Origin of the sequence: Rathayibacter caricis DSM 15933, from assembly GCF_003044275.1 — a bacterium.
GTDB classification, from domain to species: Bacteria; Actinomycetota; Actinomycetes; order Actinomycetales; family Microbacteriaceae; genus Rathayibacter; species Rathayibacter caricis.
Map to the genome: position 1 here is coordinate 3,346,660 of NZ_PZPL01000001.1, position 20,202 is coordinate 3,366,861.

A 20,202-nucleotide genomic window follows, 5' to 3' on the forward strand; every position below is an offset into this window, starting at 1 on the left:
CATCCGAGGGCGGCCGCTTCGGCGTTCAGCCCGGCTCAGGCGTCGCCGACGGCGACAGCACTGATCAGGCGTCGCCGACGGCGACAGCGCTGATCAGGCGTCGCCGACGGCGACCGGGCGGCCCGGCGTGTTGGACCACTGCGACCAGGAACCCGGGAACACCCGCGGGGCGAAGCCCGCGAGCGTGAGGGCGACCGCATCGGCTGCGGCCGTCACTCCGGAACCGCAGTAGACGCCGACGGGCGCGTCGCCGCTTACGCCCAGTGACTCGAAGCGGGCGCGGAGCTCGTCGCCCGGCAGGAAGCGGCCGGAGTCGTCGACGTTCGCGGTCGCCGGGGCGTTGCGGGCGCCGGGGATGTGCCCCGCCCGCGGGTCGATCGGCTCGACGTCCCCGCGGAACCGCTCGGGTGCACGGGCGTCCAGCAGCACGCCGTGCCCGGGCAGCGCGGCGGCGTCGTCGATGTCGAGCACGGGCAGCGCGCCGTAGCGCAGCTCCACGTCCCCCTCCGGATGCTCGACCGGCCCGGTCGCGAGCGGGCGGCCCGAGCCGGTCCACGCGCGCAGCGAGCCGTCGAGCAGGCGCACTTCCGCCACGCCGGCGGAGCGCAGCAACCACCAGGCACGGGCCGACGACAGGTTCTTGAGGTCGTCGTAGACGACGACGGACTGTCCCTGCCGCAGGCCCCAGCGGCGCGCCGCCTCCTGCAGCCGCTCGACGGAGGGCAGCGGGTGCCGTCCCTGCTCCGGTGCACCGTGCTCCGCCAGCTCGTGGTCGAGGTCGACGTAGACCGCGCCGGGCAGGTGGCCCTCCAGGTACGCCGGGCGCCCGTCGGGGCGGTCCAGCCGCCAGCGCACGTCCAGGACGAGGGGCGGCTCGGGCGAGGCGAGGGCCGCCTCGAGCTCGTCGGGGGCGACGAGGACATCGCTCCGGGCGGGGGTGTCGGTCATGACGGTCCTTTCGAGGGGGCGCTCACAGCGCTGTTCCGGGATTCAGGATGCCCTGCGGATCGAAGACCCGCCGCACCGCTCGCTGCAGGGCGACGACCTCGGGTCCGAGCTCACGGCGGGCCCACTCGCGCTTGAGGGCGCCGACGCCGTGCTCGCCGCTGACGGTGCCGCCGAGCTCCAGGGCGAGGGCGAAGACCGCCTCCGCGGCGGCCTCGGCTTGGCGCCGGGCCGCGTCGGAGTCGTTGCGCACGCGGATGATCGGGTGCAGGTTGCCGTCGCCCGCGTGGGCGAAGACGTAGACGTCGGCACCGGTGTCCTCGGCGATCGCGTGCACCCGCCGGATCGCCTCGGCGAGCCGGGACCGCGGCACGGCGATGTCCTCGATGAGGACCCGGCCGCGCGCCTCGATCGCGGGGAGGGCGTCGCGGCGAGCGGAGGCGAGCGCGAGTCCCTCCGCGGGGTCGAGCGTCGTCTCGACGCTGAGGGCGGTCTCGGCGAGGACGGTGCGGACCGCCTCGATCTCGTCGGCCGCGCCGAAGCCGTCGGTCTGCACCAGGAGGAAGGCGCCGCCGCGGAGGGCCAGCGCGGTGCCCCGGAGGGCGTCGATCGCCCCGAGCGTACGGTCGTCGACCAGTTCGAGGACGCTCGGGCGCAGTCCCGCACGGGCGAGGGCGGTGGTGGCCTCGGCTCCGGTCGCGACGTCGGCGAAGTAGGCCGCAGCGGTGGCGACGGACCGTGGCCGCGGGAGGAGTCGCAGCGTGGCGCCGACGACGACGCCGAGACTCCCCTCCGAGCCCACGACGAGTGCCGTGAGATCGAGACCGACGACGCCCTTCAGAGTGTCGCGGCCGAGGTGCACGAGCGACCCGTCGGCCAGCACGACGTCGAGGGCGAGGACCGCGTCGCGGGTGACCCCGTACTTGGCTCCGCGGAGGCCGCCGGCGTTCGTCGCGATGTTGCCGCCGACGGTCGAGATCTCCACGCTGCCGGGGTCCGGGGCGTAGAGGAGGCCGTGCTCGGCGGCGGCCCGGTCGAGGTCGGCCGTGATCACGCCGGGCTCGACGCGCGCGACCTGGTCGACGGGGTCGATCGAGAGGATGCGGTGCAGTCCCGAGACGTCGAGGATCAGCGAGCCCTCCCCGGCGCTGGCGGCTCCCGCGAGCCCGGAGGCGGCTCCCCGCGTCACGACGGGGATCCCCTCCGCGGACGCCCGGGCGAGGGTCGCGCGCACCTCGTCGACCGAGCGGGCACGGACGACCTCCGCCGGGACTCCGCCCGGGGACCAGCCCGAGCGGTCGGCGCGGAGGGAGGGGAGATCGGGCGCGAGGGCGCTCACGCGTCGAGCCGCTCGACGATCGGCGCGGCACCCGCAGAGACCCTGACCCGCTCGAGGAAGAGCACGACGGTCGCGGCGACGGAGCGGTGCGTGACGTCGTTCAGGACGTCGTGCCGGCCGCCCGCGACCAGGTGGATCTCGGCGTGCGGGGCGGTGCGGTGCACGGCGACCGCCTCCTCCACGGGGCTGACCGGGTCGGCGTCGCCGTGCAGGGCGAGCAGCGGCACCGCGACGGCGCTCGCCGCCACCGCGAGCAGCTCGGGCGGCAGGACAGCGGTGGGGACGGAGCCGGTCTCGCGGGCGAGGACGCCGGCGTGGGCCGGGCAGGCGGTGCGATCGGCGACGGCCGCTCCCTCGGGGCGGACCGGGAGGCCCGCGACCACGACGGCGTCGACCGCGGTGGTGGCCGCGATCTCGAGCGCGATCGCCGCGCCTGCGTCGGAGCCGACGAGCACGACGGGGGCGACGAGGGACGGATCGGCGAGGAGCGCCCGCGCGGCATCGGCGACGCCGTCGGCGATCGCCTCGCCGAGCACGCGGACCCGGTAGGCGTCGCGGGCGAGGCGGGAGCCGAAGCGCTCGTAGACGGCCGGGGTCTCGCCCCGGCCGGCGAGCACGACGAGCGTGCCGCGCGGGGCGATCCCGTCGGGCTCGTCGAAGGCAAGAGGAGCGGGTGCGAGGGCGGGGGCGGTCATGCGGGGACCCTTTCTGAGGGGACGGTGTCGCGAGGAACGGTGTGGGGATGCAGGAGCTCGGCCAGCGCGAGCGGCGCGCGGGCCGCCTCCGCTCCGTGCCGGCCGAGGAGGGACTGGAGGCGCTCGTTCACGGGCGCGGGCACGCCCGTGCGCCGCGAGAGCAGCACGATCTCGCCGTTCAGCAGATCGACCTCGCTCCCGGCGCCCCGGGCGAAGCTCTGCCAGGTCGAGAGGCGCCCGGGGACGTGCCCGGGAACCGGATCGACGACGAGGCGCGTGCCGTCGTCCTCGGCGATCGCGCGGCCGTCGGCGAGCAGCACGGCCCGCGCCTCCGCGGCGAGCGCCGTGCGCGCCTGCGCCCTCTCGACGTCCGTGCCGGCGAAGAGGTCGAGGCCGTTCGCCGTGTTGACGATGAGCTTCCGGGCCTTCCAACCGCTGATGTCGCCGACGGCGCGGGCGGCGAATCCTGCGCGGCGGAGGATCGCGGCGTACTCCTCCGCGCGCGGGTCGTCCGCGTCCGGGTACCGGCCGATCCAGAGCACGCCCACGGTCGGGAAGGACGGCGAGACGACCTCGCCGGGCTCGAGGAAGCTCGCGGCGATGCCGATCGAGACGCCGAAGACGTCGCGGAAGCGGCGGAGCGCCGCGTCCTCGGCCGCGAGCCCGTTCTGCAGGGTGAGGACGGGCAGGTCGGCGCCCGCTCCCCCGCCGACCAGCGGTGTCCAGGCCCACTCGGCGAGCGCCGCCTCGGCGTCCTGCGCCTTGACCGCGAGCACGAGCACGTCGCCGCGGATCGGCGCGACCTCCTCCGGCCCGGCGGCCACCGGCACGGCGACGCTCTCGTCGCCCGCCGGCCGGCGCACGGTGAGCCCGCTCCTGCGCAGCACGCGGAGCTGCTCTCCGCGGGCCACGAGGACGACGGGGTGCCCGGAGAGGTGGAGCTGCGCGGCGAGGACGGAGCCGACGGCGCCCGCTCCGATCACCACGAAGCGCCCGCTCATGCGACGGCTCCCGCTACGGACGTGCCCGGCACGGCGGCCAGGAGCGCCCGGGTGTACTCCGCCTGTGGCGAGCCGAAGACCTGCGCGGTCGTCCCCGCCTCCTCGATGCGCCCACGGTTCAGCACGACGACCTCGTGGGAGACCTCGGCGACGACCGCGAGATCGTGCGAGACGAACAGGTACGCCACTCCGAGGTCCTGCTGCAGCTCGACGAGCAGGTCGAGGATCTGCGCCTGCACCGACACGTCGAGCGCCGAGACCGGCTCGTCGAGGAGCACGAGGTCCGGCCCGAGCGCGAGAGCGCGGGCGAGGGCGACGCGCTGGCGCTGACCGCCGGACAGCTCGACCGGCAGCCGGGAGAGGGACGACTCCGGCAGCCCGACCCGCTCGAGGAGCTCGCGGGCCCGCTGCAGCCGCGAGGAGCGGTCCCCGAGGCGGAACGAGACCAGCGGTTCGATCACCGACTCGAGCACCGTGAAGCGGGGGTCGAGCGCGGCGAACGGGTTCTGGTGCACGAGCTGGATCCGGCGGCGCAGCGGCCGCCACTCCCGCTCGCGCGCCCGGGTCACGTCGACGCCCTCGACCAGCACGCGGCCGCTCGTCGGCGCGACGAGTCCGAGCGCGATCCGCAGGGCGGTCGTCTTGCCCGATCCGGACTCCCCCACCAGGGCGAGGGTTTGCCCGGCGCGGATCGAGAACGACACGTCGTCCAGCGCGCGGAGGTCGGGCCGGCGGCCCGGCAGAGCGAATTCGTGCACCACGTTCTCGATGCGGAGCACCTCCGGCGCGGGCTCCACCCGCGTGAAGCGCGGCACGATCGCGCCCCCGTGTCCCAGGCCCGGGGCGGCGGCGATCAGCGCCCGGGTGTACTCCTCGCGGGGAGCGACGAGGATCCGCGCGGGTGCTCCCTCCTCGACCACGCGGCCCGCGCGCATCACGAGCACCCGGTCGGCCCGGTCGGCGGCGACGGCGAGATCGTGGGTGATGATCAGGAGCGAGATGCCCTGCTCCCGCACCAGCGACTGCAGGTGGTCGAGGATCCGCTTCTGCACCGTGACGTCGAGCGCCGACGTGGGCTCGTCGGCGATGATCAGCCGCGGCTTCCCCGCGAGCGCTATCGCGATGAGCGCCCGTTGGCGCAGTCCGCCCGAGAGCTCGTGCGGGTACTGCCGGGAGCGCAGCTCCGGGTCGTCGATGCCGGCCTCGGCGAGCGCCGCCAGCACCTCCGCGTCGACGGAGCGGCGGTCGACTCCGCGCAGGCGCACCGACTCGGCGACCTGCGCGCCGATGCGCAGCGTCGGGTTCAGCCCGACCATCGGATCCTGCGGCACGAGGGCGACGAACCGACCGCGGAGTCGGCGCAGCTCCTTCTCGGACGCGGCGGTCACGTCGGAGCCGTCGATCGTGATCGATCCGCCCGTCACGCGGCCGTTCGCCGGGAGCAGGCCCAGCACGGCGTTCGCTGTCGTGGATTTGCCGGAGCCGGACTCGCCGACGACCGCCACGATCTCGCCCGGGGCGATCTCGAGCGAGACGTCGTGCACCACGGGCCGGCCGTCGTACGAGACCGAGAGGCTCTCGAGCCGCACCAGCGCGCTCATCGCTGCACCTCCTCGATCGTCTTGGCGACGTGGTTGAGCGAGAACACCAGCAGTCCGACGAAGAGGCCGGGCAGCAGGGACAGCCACGGGCTCGTCACCAGGTAGTTGCGGCCGGTCGAGATGAGCGTGCCCCACTCGGCCGCGGGCGGAGCGGCTCCGAAGCCGAGGAAGCTCAGCGCCGCGACCGCGATGATCGCCGTGCCGAGATCCAGGACGGCGAGGACGGCGACCGGGCCCCAGGAGTTGGGCAGCACGTGCCGCACCAGCACCCGCAGTCGCGTGGCTCCGCCGGTGCGCGCCGCCTCGACGTAGGGCAGCGTCTTCACCCGGAGCACCTCCGCCCGCGTCGTCCGCGCGAATCCCGGCAGGATCCCTATCCCGACCGCGAGGGCGACGGGCAGTGTCCCGAATCCGATCGCCGTGACGATCGCCAGCGCGAGCAGCAGGCCGGGAACGGCGAGCAGGACGTCGACGATCCGCATGATCACGGCGTCCACGACTCCCCCGGAATAGCCGGAGACGACCCCGAGTGTCAGACCGCCGACCAGCGCGATGGCCAGGGCGATCACGGTCGCCTGGATCGTGAGCGCTCCGCCGTGCAGGACGCGCGCGAACAGGTCGCGGCCGAGCTCGTCGGTGCCGAAGAGGTGCGCGGCGCTCGGCGCCTGGAGCTTGTCGATCGGAGCGGTCGCGTACGGATCGTACGAGGTGAACAGCGCGGGAGCGATCGCCGACACCAGCACGAAGACGGCGAAGGCGAGGGCGATCAGGAAGCCCGGTCGGCGCAGGAGCAGGCGGAGCGTCCGCCGCCGCCGCGCCCCGCGCCCGTGCGCGGTCGCGACGGGAGTCACGACGGGCGGCGCGGCCTCGACGGAGGTGTCGGGACGGGTGAGTTCGAGCGTCACGGTCGAGCCGCCTTCGGGGTGTAGGTGATGCGCGGATCCAGGAGCGGGTAGAGCAGGTCGACCAGGAGGTTCACGCCCACGAAGACCGCGGCGGCGAGCACCACGATCGCCTGGACCACCGGCACGTCCTGGGTGAGCACCGACTCCTGGGCGAGAGTGCCGATGCCCTGCCGGGCGAAGATCGTCTCGGCCACGATCGCCCCCGTCACGGTGTTGCCGGCGAGGACGCCGAGGATCGTCAGCGTCGGGAGCGAGGCGTTGCGGAACGCGTGCCGCCACTGCACTGCCGCCCGACCGAGCCCCTTCGCCCGCGCGGTCGTGATGTACGACTCCGTCTGCACGTCCGCGAAGCTGCGGATCAGCACCTGGGCGAGCATCGCCGAGGTCGGGATCGCCATCGTGACCGCCGGCAGGATCAGGCTCGCCGGCGTCGCGCTGCCCGTGGACGGCAGCAGGTGCAGCGTGAAGGCGAAGAACTGGATGAGCAGGAGCCCGATCCAGAAGCCCGGGAACGCCACTCCCGCCGAGGGGAGCCTCCCCAGCACGGTCTTGAGGGGCCGCCACTGCACCAGCGCCGCGACGTACGCGAGCGCCGTGCCGCCGACCAGGGCGAGGCCGATCGCCAGAGCGCTGAGCTGCAGCGTGCCCGGCAGCTTCTCGGCGATCAGGTCGGTGACCGGGATCCCCTTCGTGATCGACGTGCCGAAGTCGCCCCGCAGCGCGCTGCCGAGCATGCCCGCGTACTGCTGCCAGACCGGCTGGTCGAGGCCGTAGCGGGCCTGCGCCTCGGCGAGCTGCTGCGGCGAGAGCGAGTCGAGCTCGACGTTGTTGGCCGACAGGAGGAGCGCCAGCGGGTCGCTCGGCAGCAGCCACAGCACGGCGAAGGTCACCGTGTACGCGGCCCAGAGCACGAGGACCGCCTGCGCGACCCTCCCGAGGACGTACCGGCCGAGGCCGGAGGAGGCGGAGCGCGAGCCCGGCCTCCCGCCGACCACGGCGGGCGGAGCCTCGAGGGTCGTCACGGCTGGATCCAGGCGTCGGCGAAGTCGCCGAACGACTCCGAGGTGAAGCGGAAGCCGTGCACCCGGGACGAGACGCCCGCCAGCTGCACCCGCTCGGCGAACGGGAACACGAGCGCGTCGTCGATCAGGTAGTCCTGCAGCTCGGCGTAGACCGCGGCACGGGCGGTCGGGTCGACCGTCTGCACGCCCTCGTCGAGCAGTGCCTGCACCTCGGCGGCCTGCTCCGGAGCGAAGTTGTTGACCGCCTGCGCCTTCGATCCGGCGACGCGCGAGTCGACGATCCACTGGATCACTCCGGGATCGGCCCGCGTGTAGTACGTCGAGATCAGGTCGTACTGCCCGCTGCCGAGCACGTCGGCGCGCTGGGCGTTGGTGATCACGTTCAGCTCGAGATCGATGCCGACCTGCTTCAGCTGGTCCTGGATCAGCTGATCGCCCGCGCCGAACTGCGCAACGATCGGGACCGACAGCGTCAGCCTGCGGCCGTCCTTCGACCGGTACCCGTCGTCGCCGAGCTCCCAGCCGGCCTCGTCGAGCAGCTCGCCCGCGCCCTCGGCGTCGAACGCCAGAGCGTCCGACTCGTCGACCCAGTAGGGCGTGGTCGTGTTGTAGACGCTCGTCACCGCCGGGTAGTCGGCACCGAACACCGTCGTCGCGTAGGTCTCGCGGTCGATCGCCTTCTGCACCGCCTGCCGCACGCGCGCGTCCGAGAGGATCCGCCCCTCGGCGACGTTGGGGTAGTAGTTGCTCGCGGGTCCCGGCAGTGCGCGGCTCTCGACCGTGTCGCCGCCGCCCGTGATCACGGCCTGGTCGTTCTCGGTGATCGGATTGCGCGGCCAGGCGACGTCGATCTCGTCGCTGGTGAGCTGTCCGACGCGCACGCTGTCCTCGGCGACGTAGGTGACGTCGATCCCGTCCAGGTGCGCCTCCCCCGTGTTCTCGCGCAGCGCCGAGCCCCAGGCGTACCCGTCGCGCTTGTCGAGCGTGATGCCCGTGCCCGGGGTGTAGTCGGTGAGGGTGAAGGGGCCCGAGCCGACGACGTTCCCGAGGCAGCGCTCCTCGGGGGTCGCGGCGTACGAGGAGGCCGCGAGGATCGCCAGATTCGTGGTCGAGGTGCCCTGCAGGAACGAGGCGTTCGGAGCGGCGAACCGCACGGTCACGGTGTCGGCGTCGACGACGTCGGTGCCGGCGTAGCCCGCGAGGTAGACGCCTCCGTAGGCGGAGGGCAGCTCGGCGAGCGTCGCCTGCGCGCTGTCGAAGGCGGTCTTGACGCTGTCGGCGGTGAACGCGGTGCCGTCCGAGAAGGTCACGTCGCTCCGCAGGTCGAAGGTGTACTCGGTTCCGGAGTCGTTCACCGTCCAGTCGGTCGCGAGCCAGGGCCGGATCTCGCCGGTCTCGGGGTCCTGGTCCGTGAGGGAGTCGGCGACGTTGCGGATCACCGTGCGGTGCTCGATCCAGTAGGTCTGGAAGGGGTCGACGCACGAGAACGCCGCGTTGTCGGGGAAGAACGCGAGCCGGAGGCGGCCCCCGTCGACCGGGGCGGAGTCGCCCGAGCCGGTGCCCGCGTCGGAGGCGCCGGAGCAGGCGGTGAGGGCGAGCGCGGAGGCGAGGGCCAGCGCTGCGGCGGACGCCGCGCGGGATCGTCGGAAGGGTGCGGTCATGTCGGTGTCTCCAGAGAAGGGTGGTGCGGGAGGGAGGGCCGGTGCGCGCCGTCAGCGCACGGCGGCCGCGAGGCTGCGGGTGCCGAGGATCACGAGGGCGGCGTCGTCCTGCGGAGGGTGCACGCGCGAGGCGAGCACGTCGCGCAGGTGCCGCTCGAGCGGGTGGTGCCGGGTGAGGCCGGGATTGCCGAGGGCGGCGACGGCGGTCTCGACCGCCGCGACCGCGGACCTGGTGGCGAGGAGCTTGCCGGCGAGGACGCGCTCGGCGGCCTGCGGGTCCCCCGCGTCGACGCGGGCGGCGAGCGAGAGGAGCACCTCCTCCGCCTGCACGAGCTGCGCCTCGATCTCGCCGGCGACGGAGCGGATCCGCTCGGTGGTCGCGATGGGCCGCCCGAGGGAGGTCGGCACCCGCTCGTTCGCGAAGCGCACGAAGAAGCTCTGCGCGGCGCGGCCGACCCCGACGTAGAGCGCGGCGACCGCGAGGCCGAAGCCGCCGGCGGCACCCGCCTCGGGAGGCAGCTGCGAGCGCGGGGTGCCGCGGAAGTGCTCGATCGGGATCCGCACGCGGTCGTAGACGACGTCGTGGGTGCTGGAGGCGCGCTGACCGAGGTGGTCCCAGGTCCGCTCGATCCTGACGCCGGCGGCGTCGCCGGGCACGATCGCGTGGCCGAGCTCCGGCTCCCCCGACGGACCCTGCGGGTCGACCGCCCAGACGAGGTGGTACGCCAGGCCCTCGGAGCCGGTGGCGAAGCCCTTGCGCCCCTCCAGCACCCAGTGGTCGCCGTCGCGGCGGATCGTGGTGGCGGGCAGTCCGCCGCGGGCCGGCGCGCCCCACTCCGGCTCGGCCCGCACCGCGTTCAGCAGCACGGGGCGCTCGCGCGAGTCCTGGAGGACCGAGCGGTAGAGCTCCTCCGGCCAGATCCCGGAGCGGTCCTGCGCCGCGTGCTGCAGCGCGGTCATCGCCGAGATGAGCGCGACGGCCGGGTCGCCGGCGCCCAGTGCGCCGAACACGCGCACCAGATCGACGGTCGAGGCGGGGGTGCCGCCGTAGCGGGTGCCGACGGCGAGGGTCAGCAGTCCTGCGTCGTGGACGGCCCGGATCCCCTCCCACGGGAACTCGGCGGTGCGGTCGTAGTGCTCGGCCGTCTCGGCGAGGCGCGCGGTGACGCGGGCGAGGGCGCGGTCCGACAGGTCCGGCGCGTCGATCAGGGGCGCGGTCAGGAGGCTCACGCCGACACCTCCGCGAGCTCGCGCTCGGCCTCGAGCGGCGGTTGCGCGACGACCTCACCGCGGCGCCCGGTGGCGTCGCGGTGCGCGAGCTCCTGCCGCACGAGCGGGATGAGGTAGCGGCCGTAGTCGATCGCGTCGTCGAGGTTGTCGTACCCGCGGATCGAGATCAGGTCGGCGCCCAGGTCGACGTAGTCGAGGATCGCCGCCGCCACCGTCTCGGGCGTGCCGACGAGCGCCGTCGAGGCGCCCTGCGCTCCGGTGGCCGTCGCGGTCGGGGTCCAGAGCGCGCGGTCGTGCAGATCCTTGCGCTTCGCGATGTCGAGCAGGCGCTGGGACCCCACGTTCGCCGGGCCCGAGGCGCCGGGCGTCTGGACCCACAGCCCCTTCTCGCCCTTGCGCGGGGTCCCGGTCGTCGCCGAGCGCCCCTGCAGGATCCCGAGGATGCGGTGCGCCTTCTCCCAGGCGAGCTCCTCGGTCGGCGCGATGATCGGGCGGAACGTGACCCACGTGCGCGGCGCGTCCGCACGCCCGGCCGCGAGGGCCGCGTCCGCGATCCGGTCGATCTGCTGCTGCGTGTCGGCCAGGGGCTCGCCCCACAGGCCGAAGATGTCGGCGAGAGCCCCGCCCTGCCGGTAGGCCTCGTCGCTCGATCCGCCGACCGAGACCGGGATGTCGCCGCGCACCGGGCGCACCCGGGAGACGAAGTCCTCGAACCGGTAGTAGCGGCCGTCGTGGTCGAACGGCTCGGTCGCCGACCAGACGCGACGCAGGATCCGGATGTACTCCTCCTGCCGCGCGTAGCGCTCCGCCTTGCCGAGGCGGTCGCCCTCGCGGGCCTGCTCGTGGTCGCTCCCCCCGGCGATGAAATGCACGACGGCGCGGCCGCCCGACAGCTGGTCGAGGGTGGCGAGCGCCTTGGCCGCGACGGTCGGGTACACCGTGTTCGGGCGCAGGGCCACGATCGGCTTCAGGTGCTCGGTGTACTGCGTCACCGCCGCGGCGATCGTGAACGGGTCGTGCCCGGCCGAGCCGTACGGGACGAGGGTGTAGTCGAAGCCGCCCTCCTCGAGGATCCGGGAGTAGCGGCGCAGGTGGGCGACGTCGACCGCGCTCTCGGTGAGGCCGTTGACCTCGTTCGAGCGGTTGACGTTGATGGCGGAGATGAACTCGACGACCACGGTGGGTCCTTTCGGAGGGTGCGTGCGGGCACGGCGGAGAGACCTCGCTGCGGAGGTCGGAGGCGCCCGGGAGCGGGGCGCGGAGGGATTCGGGCCGGACCGGAGGTCGCGACTCGACAGGTGCGACGGAGCGAGCGCTCGAGGCGCCGCGCGTCGGACGGAGCGGCTGGAGCGGAACGCCCGGAGGGGCGCGTCAGCAGCGGTGCGTCAGACGGAGGCCGGACAGGAACATCCGCGCACCGACGCGAAGGTGTTCCCGTCCTGGCGCATTCGCGCGGGGATCGCTCCGTCGACTCCGCGGGGCGTCGCACGGCGGGCGCCGAGGGGCGCGGCCGGGGCGAGAGCACGGGAGGAGGTCATGGGCTCGACGCTACGGGGAGCCGTGTCGGGGCGTCCAACGATGATTCCGGATGCGTTCCGATCGGCACTCCCGATCGTTGGTAACTTCCCGACTTGTTCGCGTGCGCCCGGCGTGGGAGCCCTCACTTGCGGGCCTCGGCGGGCACCGGCGTCGGTCTCGAGCGGACCGCTCCGAAGACCTCGGCGAGCGCCGCGAGCGCGGTCTCCTCGATGTCCGGGGCCAGGCCGCGGCGCGAGACGAGCCGGAGGTTGACCGATCCGAGTGCGGGCAGATCGCGGCGCACCTCGAGCCCCTCGGCGAGCGTGCCCGTGTGGGCGGTAGGCAGGGCGGCGACTCCGATGCCGGCGCGGGCCGCGGCGATCACGCCCTCGAGCCCGGCCGACTCGGCGACCACGTGCACCTCGTGCCCGAACGCTCCGAGCTGCTGGAGGGCCCTCCGGCGCATCCCGCAGGGTTCGGAGTAGGCGACGAGCGGCAGGGGGACGCCCTCGGGGGCCTCCCATCCGGGCGCTGCGTACCAGTCCAGCGGGAGCGTGGCCACCTGGCGGCCCGGGAGGTCGCCGCCGACTCCGAGGATCAGCGCGAGGTCCACGACTCCGCGGGCCACCGCCCCCGCCAGCTGGGTCGAGCGGTCGAGCGTGAAGCTGACGGGTCGGTCGTCGAACGCGCGGCGCAGCGTCCCGAGCAGGCTCGGGAGCAGCTGCTCGGCGGCCGGCTCGGTGAGCCCCAGCGCGAGCGGGTTCTCGGTCGCGGCGTCGAGCGTCTCGAGCGCGTCGTCGTGGACGGCGAGGATCCGCCGGGCCTGCACGAGCAGGCGCTCGCCGGCCGGGGTGAAGCGCGCCTTCCGCCCGGCCTTCTCGATGAAGGTCCGCTCGAGGCGGCGCTCGAGCGTGCGCACGTGCTGCGACACCGTGGGCTGGCTGATGTGCAGGGCGACCGCCGCGCGGCCGAAGCCGCCGCAGTCGGCGATCGCCACGAGCGTGCGCAGGTGGACGATGTCGAGGGTCTCCGGCATGCTGCGAGGCTAGACAGGCGCTCGCCGCGGAGCGACCCGGAGCGCAACACGGCGACACGGCGACGCCCTCCCCCGCAGGGCCGGGGCCGGGCGGAGGAGGGCGTGCGGCGTCGATCAGTGCGCGAGCACGGGCTCCGCGGTCGGCGCCGCCGCCACGGCGGAGCGCCGGCGGAAGAGCAGCACCGACAGCACGGCGCCGAGCGCGAAGAAGCCGGCGCCCCATCCGTACGCCACGGCGTAGCTCTGCACCGCGGCCTCGGCGGCGACCGCCGCGGTGACCGGCGAGTTCGCGGCCAGGTAGTCGGTGACCGCGGTCGCGGCGAGCGTGTTCAGCAGGGCGGTGCCGATCGATCCGCCGACCTGCTGGCTCGTGTTGACCATCGCCGAGGCGACGCCGGCGAAGCGCGGATCGACACCGCGCGTCGCCGTCTGCATCGACCCAGGCATGATCGAGCCCATCGCGAAGCCGAGCACCATGAGCGCCGGCAGCACGTCGGCCGCGTAGGCGCTGCCGAGGTCCAGGCGGGTGAGCAGGAGCATGCCGACCACTCCGAGCACCATGCCGAACGGCACCATGATCTTCGGGCCGAAGCGCGGCAGCAGCAGGTTGGTCGAGAGCTGGGCCGCGAGGACGAGCATGCCGATCATCGGGAGGAACGACAGCCCGGTGCGGATCGGCGAGTAGCCCAGCGAGACCTGCAGGTAGTAGGTGACGAAGAGGAAGATGCCGAACATCCCGGCGCCCGCGATCAGCACCGAGAGGTAGGCGGCGCCACGGTCGCGGTCGAGCACGATCGGCAGCGGCAGGAGCGGGTGCTCGGTCGTGCGCTGACGCTGCACGAAGGCGGCCAGCAGCACCACCGCCGCGGCGAGGGGCACCCACGTCATCGGCGAGTCCCAGCCGTCGGTCTCGGCGTTCGCGAAGCCGAAGACCAGGCCGAACAGCGCACCCGAGACCAGCAGGGTGCCGGGCACGTCGAGGCGGGGACGCGGACCGGTGCGGTCGATCGGCGGCACGAACACGATCGCGCCGATCACGGCGACGACCGCGATCACGACGTTGATGTAGAGGTTCCAGCGCCAGTCGAAGCTCTCGGTGAGCACTCCGCCCAGGAGGAGTCCGACCGCGCCGCCCGCGCCGGCGATCGCACCGAAGACGCCGAACGCGCGCGCCCGCTCCTTCGGCACGGTGAACGTCGTGGTGAGCACCGCGAGGGCGGTGGGAGCGAGGAGCGCGCCGAACACGCCCTGCAGCGCGCGGGCCGCGATCAGCAGCTCGAAGGTGCCGGCGGCCCCGCCGAGAGCGGAGGCGATCGCGAAGCCGATCAGGCCGATCACGAACGTGCGCTTGCGCCCGAGCAGGTCCGAGAGGCGGCCGCCGAGCAGGAGGAGGCTGCCGAAGGCGAGCGAGTAGGCGGTGACGACCCACTGGCGGTCGCCGTCCGAGAAGCCGAGGTCAGCCTGCGCGGCGGGGAGGGCGATGTTCACGACGGTCGAGTCGAGGACGACCATCAGCTGGGCGAGGCCGACGGCCACGAGGGTCCACCAGCGGCGGTTCGAGGGGGCCGCGGCCGCGGAGGCGGCGGGCACCGGCAGGGAGGAGGTCTGCGTCATGAAGGAGAACATATACGAGACCGGGCGGTTCCGATACTGATAAGTCTCGAAACTTTCCGGTTCCGCAATCCGCAGCATCCTGACCTACCCTGGAGCGACGAGCCGCCCGGACGGACGGCCGCCCACATCAGACAGGAGACGCTGCGATGACGCCGCCCCCTCCCCCCGCCGTCGGCATCGACGCCCCCGCCCGCCCCGGTCGCCGCCGCGATCCGAGCCGCGACGGCGAGATCCTCGCAGCCGCGCTCGACGTGCTCGCCGAGACCGGCTACGACGGCATGACGATCGACATGGTCGCCGCTCGCGCCCGCGCCGGCAAGGCGACGCTCTACCGCCGCTGGGACTCCAAGGCCGAGCTCGTCGTCGACGCTCTCGCCTGCCTCAAGGGCGCCGACCTCGCACCGGACCGCCTCCCTGACACCGGCACCCTGCGCGGCGACCTCGTCGCCCTCATCCGGCCGCAGACCATCGAGGACGCCGAGCGCAAGCTCCGCATCATGGCCGGCGTCGTCGCCATGATCTCGAAGTCGCCCGAGCTCTCGGACGCCGTCCGCGCCGCGATCATCGAACCGCGGGCCGAGGCGAACCGCATCCTGATGCGCCGGGCGATCGACCGCGGCGAGATCCCCTCGGACGTCGACGTCGAGACCCTCGCGCTCGTCACGCCCTCGATGGTCGCCTACCGCGTGCTGCTGCTGCGCATCCCGGTCGACCGCGCGTTCCTCCTGTCGCTGATCGACGGGATCGTGCTGCCGGCGGTCGGGCTGGGGCGCTAGGACCACGACCAGCCGTTCCACTTCGCCCAGGAGTGCGGTGCCGACGACGATGCGGGGTGATCCGACGCAGGACCGGGAACGGCCCGCCACCTGGAGGGGGCGAGCCGTTACCGACGGCGATCCCGGTCAGTAGTCGTACGACTCGCAGGCCGTGCCGTCGTTGTCCCCGTCCAGGCGTCCCGGGTCCCCGTACGCCCTGTAACGGAGGAACCACGCCTGAGCAGCGGGTTGCGAGGGAAAATCCCCGCAGTTGACGATGTCACCGGGGTTCCCGTCAGGTGCAGGTGAAGGTCCCGGTGCCGGTGCCGGTGCCGGTGCCGGAACCGGACGGTTGCTCTGCCACAGCGGCCGGCCCGACGTCGAGTAGATGACGAGGTTGCCGTCGTTCTGCATGACCATGCGGGCGCCCGCGTTCCCGCTCGTGGCCGACTGCCAGACCGGTCGGTTCGCGGGGCTGTAGACGACGGCGTTGCCGTCCGCCTGCATCACGAGACGGCTGCCGGCCGCGGAGGTGCCGGTGAACCAGCGGACCGCGCCGCGGCTGTAGACGACGAGATTTCCGTCCGCCTGCATCGCGGCCTCACTGCCGCCGTCCGCCGAGCGCAGACCCCGCCCGGACGCGAGCTCGCTGCCGGAGGTGAGGACGTCGGCGATCACCGGAGCGGGAGGCGCCGGCGGGGCGGGCGGCACGTACGTGGACCACAGCGGACGACCGGTGGTGGAGTAGATCACCAGGTTTCCGTCGTTCTGCATCACCAGGCGGGCCCCGGCGTTGCCGCTCGTGCCCGACTGCCAGCGGACTCCTCCGGCCGCGGCGTAGACCACGGCGTTGCCGTCCCTCTGCATCACGAGGCGGTTCCCGGGACCCGAGAGGCCCGAGTTCCAGTTCACACCGCCGCGCCCGTAGACGACGAAATTCCCGTCGGCCTGCATGACCGCCTGGGAGCCCCCGTCACCGGAGGTGAGCCGCTGGTCGGAGCGCAGCTCGCCGCCTCCCTGGAGCGTGTCTCCGACCACGGCAGGCGGCGGCGCCTGGTACCCCGTCGCCCAGGCGGGCGAGCCGTCGGCTCGGTAGATCACGAGGTTGCCGTCGCTCTGCATGACCAGGCCGACTCCCGGGTTGCCGCCGGTGCCCGAATTCCAGACCGCGGAGTTCGAGGATGAGTAGACGACGAGGTTGCCGTCCGCCTGCAGGACGATCCGCGACCCGGCGACGGAGGTGCCCGTGTACCAGACCGGGCGGTTCGAAGCGTCGTAGACGACCGCGTTGCCGTCCGTCTGCATCACGAAGCGGAAGGCGCCGTTGGCGGAGACCAGTGACTCCCCCGCGGCGAGGGCTCCGTCGGCGACGAGTCGATCACCGGGCACCGCCGGCGGTCGAGGGGGCGTGGGGGCGGGAGGTCGAGTGGGAACCGGAGCCGGGCCTGGTGTCCGCGTCGGCGCGACGGTCGGAGTGGGAGTCGCCGTCGGAGTGGGAGTCGCCGTCCCGGTCGGTTCGGCCGTCGCGGTCGGCTCCGCAGTGGGCTCCGGCGCCTCGGTGGGCTCGCCCGTCGGCTCGGAGGTGGGCGCGACGATCGCGGGGAGTGCCGAGGCGGTGGGGGCCAGGGAGGCGATCCCTCCGATCGCGATCAGACAGGACAGGGTGATCGCGGTGACGCGAGGATGGTGCGGCTGGGGCACGGGCGGGCCTTTCCGAGGCGGAGGAGGAAGGGACGCTCGTCGTCGAGCCGTCCTGGGCGGAGCCTGGCATGCGCAGGTGGAGCCCGTCCACTCGACCGCGGGGAAACGCTCAGCGCCGGTGTGTCACTCCACGAGCGCGGCGAGCTGGGCCGCGACCGTCCCCCAGCCCTCCGCGAAGCCGAGGCGCTCGTGCTCGTCGCGCGTCGCCGGGTCCTTGTGCATCACGTGCGCCCGGTACAGCGTGCCGTCGGGGTGGTCCTCGAGCGTCACCACCGCCGTGATGAACGGCGAGGCGGACGGGCGCCAGCCCTCGACCAGGGCGGTCGTGAACACGAGCCGCTCGTCCGGATCCACGGCGAGATAGCAGCCGGAGAGGTGCGGTGCGAACTCCCCGCCGTCGCTCATCGATGTCTTGAGCGCGCCGCCCGGCCGCACGTCCATCGCGTCGACGCGGCACCGCATCGGGGCCGGGATCCACAACTGCGCGAACAGCTCGGGGGTGGTCCACGCCGCCCAGACCGACGATCGCGGGGCGCGGATCACGCGCGAGATCTCGAGGTCGAGATCGGGGTCGAAGGCGGTCATGGTGCTGTCCTCTCGTCGGACGGGCGCGGCGTCGCCGGACGGCGGCGCTCGGGGTCGGCCTGCCCGGAGGCCACCCGCTCGAGGCGGTCGGTGCGCTGCTCCCACTCCGAGCGCTGCTCGGCGAGCCAGTCCTCCACCGCGGCGAAGGCCGCCGGCTCGAGTCGGCAGGTGCGCACGCGCCCCTGCTTCGCGGTGCGGATCCAGCCCCCCTGCTCGAGCACGCGCAGGTGCTTGAGGAACGAGGTGAGCGCCATCGGGAAGGGCTCCGCCAGCTCGCCGACGGTCGCCGGACCTCGGCGGAGGCGGCTCACGACGGCCCTCCGTGTCGGATCCGCGAGCGCGCGGAACGCCGTGTCGAGCACGTCACCACGGTGAGCCATACGGCTCAGTATGCCATCGGCGGCACGAGAGGGGGCGCGGACCCTCCTAAAATCGGAGCCATGTCGAAAGTGTTGAGCAGTCTGCCCGTGGGCGAGCGTGTCGGAATCGCATTCTCGGGAGGCCTCGACACATCCGTCGCTGTCGCCTGGATGCGCGAGAAGGGCGCGGTGCCCTGCACCTACACCGCCGACATCGGCCAGTACGACGAGCCCGACATCGACAGCGTCCCGTCGCGCGCCGCGCAGTACGGCGCCGAGATCTCGCGCCTCGTCGACGCGAAGAGCGCCCTCGTCGAGGAGGGCCTCGTGGCGCTCCAGTGCGGCGCGTTCCACATCCGCTCCGGCGGCAAGACCTACTTCAACACCACGCCGCTCGGCCGGGCCGTCACCGGCACCCTCCTGGTGCGCGCGATGCGTGAGGACGGCGTGGACATCTGGGGCGACGGCTCCACCTACAAGGGCAACGACATCGAGCGGTTCTACCGCTACGGCCTGCTCGCGAACCCCCGCCTGCGCATCTACAAGCCGTGGCTCGACGTGCAGTTCGTCAACGAGCTCGGCGGCCGCACCGAGATGTCGGAGTGGCTCGTCGCCCGCGGATTCCCGTACCGCGACGCCACCGAGAAGGCGTACAGCACCGACGCGAACATCTGGGGTGCCACCCACGAGGCCAAGCGGCTCGAGGAGCTGAGCTCCGGCATCGAGCTCGTCGAGCCCATCATGGGAGTCGCCTCCTGGCGCGAGGACGTCGAGATCGCCTCCGAGGTCGTCACGGTGCGCTTCGAGGCCGGCCGCCCCGTCGCGATCAACGGCACGGAGTTCTCGGACCCGGTGGCGCTCGTGCTCGAGGCGAACGCCATCGGCGGCCGCCACGGGCTCGGCAGCTCGGACCAGATCGAGAACCGCATCATCGAGGCGAAGAGCCGCGGCATCTACGAGGCCCCGGGCATGGCCCTCCTCCACCTCGCCTACGAGCGCCTACTCAACGCGATCCACAACGAGGACACGATCGCGCAGTACCACTCCGAGGGCCGCCGCCTCGGCCGCCTGATGTACGAGGGGCGCTGGCTCGATCCGCAGTCGCTCATGCTGCGCGAGTCGATCCAGCGCTGGGTCGGCTCCGCCGTCACCGGCGAGGTCACCGTGCGCCTGCGCCGCGGCGACGACTACACGATCCTCGACACCGCCGGGCCCGCGCTGAGCTACCACCCCGACAAGCTCTCGATGGAGCGCGTCGGCGATGCCGCGTTCGGCCCCGAGGACCGCATCGGTCAGCTGACCATGCGCAACCTCGACATCGCCGACTCGCGCTCGCGCCTCGAGCAGTACGCCGCCGCAGGTCTCGTGGGAGGCCCGACCGCCGAGCTCGTCGGCCACCTCGAGATCGGCGAGGGCGAGGCCATCACCGAGGGCGGCGGCTCGGCCGCGGCCGATGCCCTCGGCCGCGCGACCGACCTCGCCTCCGAGGGCGCGGCGTTCGACGCCGGCACCGACTGACGCGACACCGCACGACGGGAACCCCCTGGCGCCTCTCCGGAGCGTGCCGGGGGGTTCCTCCGTTCCGGGGCCCGCCGCGAGATGCCCGGGTCAGGAGGCGGGACCGCGCACCAGGGCGAGCGCCGCGTCCACCGTCGCCACCGACTGAACGGAGTCGACCCGGGCGAGCACCAGCGCGGCGACCAGCAGCGACACGAGCACGTCGGCCTGGCCCGAGCGTCGAGCGGAGGCGGCGTGCGGCCAGAGCGCGTCGGCGCCGGCGCGCATCGCCCGCAGCAGCTCCGCCCGGTAGTCCGCGATCACCTCGCGCACCGCCTCGTCCCGCGCGATCGGCGCGGCCGCGGCGTTCAGCAGGAGGCAGCCGCTGCGGGCGGAGATCGTCCGCGCATCGCTCAGGGCGGCCCGGAGCCCCGTGAAGTACCCCTCCAGCGCGTCCGGAGCGACACCGTCGGCCCGCAACGGCGCGAGCCGCGGTCGCACCACCTCGTCGAGGTAGCTCTGCACGGCCGCATCGAAGAGCCCTCGCTTACTGCCGAACGCGTGGTAGAGGCTGGAGCGGCGCAGCCCGGTCGCCGCCTCGAGCTCGGGGACGGACGCCTCCTCGAAGCCGCGCTCCCAGAACACCGATCGCGCGGCGCGCACGACCTCGTCGGTGTCGAACCCCTGCGTGCGTCCCACGGAAGCCCTCTTTCTGTATCGGTCGTTCCATTATGCACC

Annotated in this window: 18 protein-coding genes; 2 read left to right on the top strand and 16 right to left on the bottom strand. The window is 73.6% G+C overall.

Features of this window, described 5'->3' with window-relative positions; translation table 11 throughout:
• Window positions 1–93: 93 nt before the first annotated feature.
• The 12 genes from C1I63_RS15615 to C1I63_RS15670 all read right to left on the bottom strand — a co-directional run bounded on the left by C1I63_RS15615 (window position 94) and on the right by C1I63_RS15670 (window position 14,567).
• A complete protein-coding gene (locus C1I63_RS15615; RefSeq protein WP_107575356.1) occupies window positions 94–948 on the bottom strand; it encodes a sulfurtransferase in 855 nt (284 codons plus the stop codon).
• Between the two features lie 22 nt (window positions 949–970).
• Window positions 971–2,284: an FAD-binding oxidoreductase gene (locus C1I63_RS15620; protein WP_107575357.1), complete on the bottom strand. Its 1,314-nt coding sequence runs from the start codon at window positions 2,282–2,284 to the stop codon at window positions 971–973.
• On the bottom strand, window positions 2,281–2,979 hold the full coding sequence (locus tag C1I63_RS15625; RefSeq protein WP_107575358.1) for an alpha/beta hydrolase: 699 nt from the start codon (window positions 2,977–2,979) through the stop codon (window positions 2,281–2,283). The genes C1I63_RS15620 and C1I63_RS15625 overlap by 4 nt, the downstream gene beginning before the upstream one ends.
• Entirely contained in the window at window positions 2,976–3,980 is a 1,005-nt protein-coding gene (locus C1I63_RS15630) for a ketopantoate reductase family protein (protein ID WP_107575359.1), read from the bottom strand. The genes C1I63_RS15625 and C1I63_RS15630 overlap by 4 nt, the downstream gene beginning before the upstream one ends.
• Window positions 3,977–5,581 carry a dipeptide ABC transporter ATP-binding protein gene (locus C1I63_RS15635; RefSeq protein WP_107575360.1) on the bottom strand — a complete coding sequence of 535 codons (1,605 nt, stop codon included), beginning with the start codon at window positions 5,579–5,581 and terminating at the stop codon, window positions 3,977–3,979. Before C1I63_RS15635 ends, C1I63_RS15630 begins: the two co-directional genes overlap by 4 nt.
• On the bottom strand, window positions 5,578–6,486 hold the full coding sequence (locus C1I63_RS15640) for an ABC transporter permease (protein ID WP_107575361.1): 909 nt from the start codon (window positions 6,484–6,486) through the stop codon (window positions 5,578–5,580). Before C1I63_RS15640 ends, C1I63_RS15635 begins: the two co-directional genes overlap by 4 nt.
• Window positions 6,483–7,508, bottom strand: a complete 1,026-nt coding sequence (locus C1I63_RS15645) for an ABC transporter permease (RefSeq protein WP_244907105.1) — start codon at window positions 7,506–7,508, stop codon at window positions 6,483–6,485. The genes C1I63_RS15640 and C1I63_RS15645 overlap by 4 nt, the downstream gene beginning before the upstream one ends.
• Window positions 7,505–9,169 carry an ABC transporter substrate-binding protein gene (locus C1I63_RS15650; RefSeq protein ID WP_107575362.1) on the bottom strand — a complete coding sequence of 555 codons (1,665 nt, stop codon included), beginning with the start codon at window positions 9,167–9,169 and terminating at the stop codon, window positions 7,505–7,507. Before C1I63_RS15650 ends, C1I63_RS15645 begins: the two co-directional genes overlap by 4 nt.
• Window positions 9,170–9,220: 51 nt before the next feature.
• Window positions 9,221–10,399 carry an acyl-CoA dehydrogenase family protein gene (locus C1I63_RS15655; RefSeq protein WP_244907106.1) on the bottom strand — a complete coding sequence of 393 codons (1,179 nt, stop codon included), beginning with the start codon at window positions 10,397–10,399 and terminating at the stop codon, window positions 9,221–9,223.
• A complete protein-coding gene (locus tag C1I63_RS15660) occupies window positions 10,396–11,577 on the bottom strand; it encodes an LLM class flavin-dependent oxidoreductase (RefSeq protein ID WP_107575363.1) in 1,182 nt (393 codons plus the stop codon). Before C1I63_RS15660 ends, C1I63_RS15655 begins: the two co-directional genes overlap by 4 nt.
• Before the next feature lie 482 nt (window positions 11,578–12,059).
• On the bottom strand, window positions 12,060–12,953 hold the full coding sequence (locus tag C1I63_RS15665; RefSeq protein WP_107575364.1) for a LysR family transcriptional regulator: 894 nt from the start codon (window positions 12,951–12,953) through the stop codon (window positions 12,060–12,062).
• A gap of 114 nt (window positions 12,954–13,067) precedes the next feature.
• A complete protein-coding gene (locus tag C1I63_RS15670; RefSeq protein ID WP_107575905.1) occupies window positions 13,068–14,567 on the bottom strand; it encodes an MFS transporter in 1,500 nt (499 codons plus the stop codon).
• A 146-nt stretch (window positions 14,568–14,713) separates the two neighbouring features.
• On the opposite strand from C1I63_RS15670, the gene C1I63_RS15675 reads away from it, so the two are divergent.
• On the top strand, window positions 14,714–15,343 hold the full coding sequence (locus C1I63_RS15675; RefSeq protein WP_107575365.1) for a TetR/AcrR family transcriptional regulator: 630 nt from the start codon (window positions 14,714–14,716) through the stop codon (window positions 15,341–15,343).
• A gap of 126 nt (window positions 15,344–15,469) precedes the next feature.
• Here C1I63_RS15675 and C1I63_RS15680 read toward each other — a convergent pair whose 3' ends face one another.
• The 3 genes from C1I63_RS15680 to C1I63_RS15690 all read right to left on the bottom strand — a co-directional run bounded on the left by C1I63_RS15680 (window position 15,470) and on the right by C1I63_RS15690 (window position 17,988).
• Window positions 15,470–17,023, bottom strand: coding sequence for an excalibur calcium-binding domain-containing protein (locus tag C1I63_RS15680; RefSeq protein ID WP_107575366.1), 1,554 nt, complete (start codon window positions 17,021–17,023; stop codon window positions 15,470–15,472).
• Window positions 17,024–17,146: 123 nt separating this feature from the next.
• A complete protein-coding gene (locus tag C1I63_RS15685) occupies window positions 17,147–17,608 on the bottom strand; it encodes an SRPBCC family protein (protein ID WP_107575367.1) in 462 nt (153 codons plus the stop codon).
• Window positions 17,605–17,988, bottom strand: a complete 384-nt coding sequence (locus C1I63_RS15690) for an ArsR/SmtB family transcription factor (protein ID WP_107575368.1) — start codon at window positions 17,986–17,988, stop codon at window positions 17,605–17,607. Before C1I63_RS15690 ends, C1I63_RS15685 begins: the two co-directional genes overlap by 4 nt.
• 60 nt (window positions 17,989–18,048) lie before the next feature.
• On the opposite strand from C1I63_RS15690, the gene argG reads away from it, so the two are divergent.
• Window positions 18,049–19,485, top strand: a complete 1,437-nt coding sequence (argG, locus tag C1I63_RS15695; protein ID WP_077224451.1) for an argininosuccinate synthase — start codon at window positions 18,049–18,051, stop codon at window positions 19,483–19,485.
• A gap of 90 nt (window positions 19,486–19,575) precedes the next feature.
• Here the strand turns inward: argG and C1I63_RS15700 are convergent, their stop codons facing one another.
• Window positions 19,576–20,163, bottom strand: a complete 588-nt coding sequence (locus C1I63_RS15700; protein WP_107575369.1) for a TetR/AcrR family transcriptional regulator — start codon at window positions 20,161–20,163, stop codon at window positions 19,576–19,578.
• Between the last annotated feature and the right edge of the window lie 39 nt (window positions 20,164–20,202).

Bases quoted from the DNA above. Each gene is read 5' to 3' on its own strand.
- C1I63_RS15615 (WP_107575356.1), bottom strand. From the start codon at position 948: ATGACCGACACCCCCGCCCGGAGCGATGTCCTCGTCGCCCCCGACGAG.
- C1I63_RS15670 (WP_107575905.1), bottom strand. From the start codon at position 14,567: ATGACGCAGACCTCCTCCCTGCCGGTGCCCGCCGCCTCCGCGGCCGCG.
- C1I63_RS15675 (WP_107575365.1), top strand. From the start codon at position 14,714: ATGACGCCGCCCCCTCCCCCCGCCGTCGGCATCGACGCCCCCGCCCGC.
- C1I63_RS15650 (WP_107575362.1), bottom strand. From the start codon at position 9,169: ATGACCGCACCCTTCCGACGATCCCGCGCGGCGTCCGCCGCAGCGCTG.
- argG (WP_077224451.1), top strand. From the start codon at position 18,049: ATGTCGAAAGTGTTGAGCAGTCTGCCCGTGGGCGAGCGTGTCGGAATC.
- C1I63_RS15685 (WP_107575367.1), bottom strand. From the start codon at position 17,608: ATGACCGCCTTCGACCCCGATCTCGACCTCGAGATCTCGCGCGTGATC.
- C1I63_RS15690 (WP_107575368.1), bottom strand. From the start codon at position 17,988: ATGGCTCACCGTGGTGACGTGCTCGACACGGCGTTCCGCGCGCTCGCG.
- C1I63_RS15625 (WP_107575358.1), bottom strand. From the start codon at position 2,979: ATGACCGCCCCCGCCCTCGCACCCGCTCCTCTTGCCTTCGACGAGCCC.
- C1I63_RS15630 (WP_107575359.1), bottom strand. From the start codon at position 3,980: ATGAGCGGGCGCTTCGTGGTGATCGGAGCGGGCGCCGTCGGCTCCGTC.
- C1I63_RS15635 (WP_107575360.1), bottom strand. From the start codon at position 5,581: ATGAGCGCGCTGGTGCGGCTCGAGAGCCTCTCGGTCTCGTACGACGGC.
- C1I63_RS15665 (WP_107575364.1), bottom strand. From the start codon at position 12,953: ATGCCGGAGACCCTCGACATCGTCCACCTGCGCACGCTCGTGGCGATC.